Raw genomic sequence first — 3,500 nt, forward strand, 5'->3', positions numbered from 1 at the left:
AGATCGAGGCGACGGTCGACCGTCGTGATCCGTCCGCGGTCGAGGTCGTGCTCGATCCCCGCAAAGACGGGCGATACCTCGCGCTGATGTTCCACTGGCGCGAGCAGGAACGGAGCTACGGCGCCTCGGTCTGGATCGAGCCGCTGGCGAGCCCTCACGAGGTTTTGCCGTTCCAGGGTCCAGGCTTCGGCGAGGCGGTCGACGCCGCCGCCGACTGGTTCGATGGGACGGACTACCACGGACGTGACGGCACGTGGGCGGCGCGGACCTTGCGCGAGCTCGCGGCGAACATTCCGCTCCGATAGCCACCGTCCTGCGGCCACCAAAGGCGGTCACATCCCAGTCACCGGCGATCGCCCAACCGTCGGAGGATCCCTTCGTCGAGAAGGACCACTGCGCTGATTCGCAGCACGACTGATGGGTATGCGAGAGCTGTGCCTAATGCCCGCCAGAACAATCCGGTCCGTCGCCGTCTCTTCGGAGCGGTCGTCGTGGGCTGGACAGCCTTCATGGCGAGCATGCTCGTCGGCCTGTTCGACGGGCCGGACGATCTGCGCGACGCCCTAATGGTTGTCGGCTTCGCGGCACTCGTTGTGTTCGTCGTCATGGCGGTTAGCGCCCGTAGCCGGCGAGCTTCGCCATAGCGGAATCGTCGAAGAGAGCTACTTTCGAGTCGCATTCGCAGCACGCTCACCACGTGGGGTCGCGCCAATCCGCGCTCGCGAGCGCTTCGAGATCGAGCGTTTCGTCCTGGATCTCTGCCAGAACCTGGCGCTCTTCGCCACCCATCAGGCGGTCGCGAATGCGATCTTCGGTCGCGCTGGCCGCTTCGGCGACCAGAACAGGCTTACCTAGCCGCTCGAGCATGAGCCGCGCGATCGCACTCACTGCGCCTGCGCGAGCCGGGTCGCCACCCGTGAGCTTTCGAACGTCGGACAAGTACCCGCAGAACAGCTAGGAGATCGTCCGCTCGCTCTCACTCGCCTCGGCATAGCTCGTCGCACTGTCGACGCCGATGTCCTCGCGCCCGTTGCTCAAGCACCAGCGCGCGCCCACAACGAGGCCGTCCACGACGACGCTTCCGTACGCCCGTGGCGTTTGAGGCAGCGCAGGGCTTCGTTGCGGCTTCTGCCCTAGAAGAGTTTGCGGTGTCGGGGTAGGCGCGGGTTCCGGGGTCGGGGCGAGCGCGGCTGATGGCGACTCGATCAGCGCTGGCGGATCTTGAACGAGGTCGTCGTCCTGGTCGCGTTACCCGCCGGGTCAGACGCGGTGAGGGTGACTTTGTAGCTGCCGGGCTTGAGGTTCGCAGGCAGCCGCAGCGTGCCCTCGCCTCGCATGAAGGTGCCCGTTCGGGTCCCGCGCGAGACGAGCCGCGTGCACGATCGCGCGCCCTTCGGCCTGACCCTCGGCGCCTTCACGCACTTGCCCTTGGCGCTGCGCTTGATGCCCGTGGTCTCGAGCTGGACCAGCGCGGTGACCTGCACCGGCTCGCTGACCGCAAAGCGCAGCGCCGACTTGGTGACCGCCGGCTTGCTGGTGAATCGCGGCGGGATGATGTCTGCTGCCGACGGCGCCGGCAACGGTGGCAGAGGCGGTGCGGACGTCGGTGGGGCGGGCGGCACGGGCGGGTCCGGCTCCTCGTGCGCAGCGGTGACCATGATCCGGCCGAGCGCCGACGACGCGTTGCCGGCCTCGTCGGTCGCCGTGACCTTGACGTCGTACTGGCCTGGGCTGACGTAAGTGTGCTCGCCTGCCGCACCCGTGGTGCCGTCCCCGAACGACCAGTGCAATGTGACGTCGCCCCAGTCGTCCGCCGCGGCCGCCGTGAAGCCGACGGGCGTGCCCGCGACCGCGGTGGATGGGATTATGACGGTGCTCAACTCCGGCGCGAAGCTGTCGTACACCGTGTACCCCAGCGCTCCGCTCTGGTTGCCGAGCGCGAGGAAGCCATTGCCGTTCTCGTCGGTCGCGGCCGCCATTCCGTCGTCGAACCGCACTTCGCGCCGGTAGTCGGTCGCGATCTGCCGAGGCGCGCCGAGCGTGCCGTCGTAGGAGACGCCGCGCGTGCGCACCACGCGGTCCTCACCAGCCCACACCACCTGTGGCTTGGCGTTCGGGAACACCATCACAGTCGCCATCGTCTGCCCGCCCTCCTCGCTGAGCGTGCTCAGCGGTCGCCACACGCCTCCGGAGTCGCGCACCGCGATCCGGTTGACGCCCACGGCGCCGTCGTAGTGGGTGAGGACCGCGACTCCGGCGTCGACCGTCAGCGCGGTCCGGGCCGGTTCGTTGCGGAAGATCAACGGGAGGTCGGTCCGCGCCGGCGCCGACCAGGTGCCTGCCGGCGGGCGCTCCAGGTGTGCGAGTCGCATCGTGTACCCCGTCGGGAAGGTCTCACCCTCGACCGTGCGCTCCTCGTAGGCTGCGACCACGGTCCCATTGGGCAGCCGCGCCACGCTGATGCCGTCGATCGACTGCGACTGGCAGTCGTTGACCGGCGCCGGGTAGACCTTCGGCGTGCGCTCGGCGAGCAGCCGCGGCGTGCCGATGCTGGTCGCCGTGCCGTCGACGGCGTAGAGCCGGTGCGTCGCGCATCCCGGAGCGACCTCGTCGCCGGTCGTCGTGAACACGACCGTGTAGTCGCCGTCCGGGTCGACCGCGAGCACCGCCTCGCGTTCGTGCTCGAATCTCGAGCTAGTCGAATACTGCTGCGGGAGGGTGGCCTTGCCGTCCGCACGCAGGGATTGGACCTGCCCCCTGACCCACTCGTCCGACCGCGTCGTGACGCCGTACAGGTTCCCGGCCGCGTCGAAGCCGGTCGCGATGCGCGGCAGCACATGCAGGCCACCGGGGCTCGGGACGGGCGGCGTGAACGTCCCGTCGGCGCGCAGGAACGACACGCGCGGGCCATCCGGGCCGGTGAACGACACCGACAGCTGGCCTGTCGGCGAGGAGCGCGCCGGTCCGATGACGACGTCCGGGGAGAACGTGCCCAGCACCTGCTCGGCGAACGTACCGCCGGGCCGGCGTGCCATGGCCACCAACTCGGCCCCGCCGTCGTCGCTCAGCCGCAGCGCCGCCATCACGACCGTTCCGTCGGCTCCCATCGCCATCTGGGTGCCGATATGCGGCACTGGCGACGGAAGAATTTCGGCGCCAACCACGAGGGTGCGGCAACCGCGAGGGACGGAGCGGCGAGAGCGGCAACGGTGGCGCCGATCAGCGCCATCCAACGCGTGGACATAGGGATTCTTCCTCGAACGAGCCAGGGTCAGGGGCCGCGCGGACTTTATCCGGCCGCGACGGTCCGCATCAGCCGCCTTGACCTCCGAGCGAACCGGCACACTCGGACCGCGGGTCGCGCTCGACGCGTTCCTTCAGCACTCCTCGAACACCCGGCTCACCGGTCCAGGAGTTGCCCACTGAAAGGGCGGAACCGTCGACAAACACCACTTTCGCCTGTGCCTCGAGGCGGGGAGCCGGAAGCCGGAACGTGGGCT

The 3,500-nt window shown here is 69.1% G+C and carries 5 protein-coding genes; 2 read left to right on the top strand and 3 right to left on the bottom strand.

Features of this window, described 5'->3' with window-relative positions; genetic code table 11:
• A partial coding sequence (locus OJ962_RS34055; protein WP_270006944.1) for a hypothetical protein occupies positions 1–305 on the top strand: 305 nt, incomplete at its 5' end.
• A gap of 129 nt (positions 306–434) precedes the next feature.
• Positions 435–644 carry a hypothetical protein gene (locus tag OJ962_RS34060; protein WP_270006945.1) on the top strand — a complete coding sequence of 70 codons (210 nt, stop codon included), beginning with the start codon at positions 435–437 and terminating at the stop codon, positions 642–644.
• Positions 645–690: 46 nt separating this feature from the next.
• On the opposite strand, the gene OJ962_RS34065 is transcribed toward OJ962_RS34060, so the two are convergent.
• From OJ962_RS34065 to OJ962_RS34075, 3 genes are all read right to left on the bottom strand, one after another.
• Positions 691–888, bottom strand: coding sequence for a hypothetical protein (locus OJ962_RS34065; RefSeq protein WP_202958671.1), 198 nt, complete (start codon positions 886–888; stop codon positions 691–693).
• A gap of 317 nt (positions 889–1,205) precedes the next feature.
• Positions 1,206–3,107, bottom strand: coding sequence for a PKD domain-containing protein (locus tag OJ962_RS34070; RefSeq protein WP_270006946.1), 1,902 nt, complete (start codon positions 3,105–3,107; stop codon positions 1,206–1,208).
• 205 nt (positions 3,108–3,312) lie between these two features.
• On the bottom strand, positions 3,313–3,500 hold a 188-nt coding region (locus OJ962_RS34075), incomplete at its 5' end, for a hypothetical protein (RefSeq protein WP_270006947.1).

The organism is Solirubrobacter deserti (assembly GCF_027587175.1).
GTDB lineage: Bacteria > Actinomycetota > Thermoleophilia > Solirubrobacterales > Solirubrobacteraceae > Solirubrobacter > Solirubrobacter deserti.

Coding starts and splice junctions, on each gene's coding strand:
- OJ962_RS34070 (WP_270006946.1), bottom strand. CDS start 3,107: ATGGGAGCCGACGGAACGGTCGTGATGGCGGCGCTGCGGCTGAGCGAC.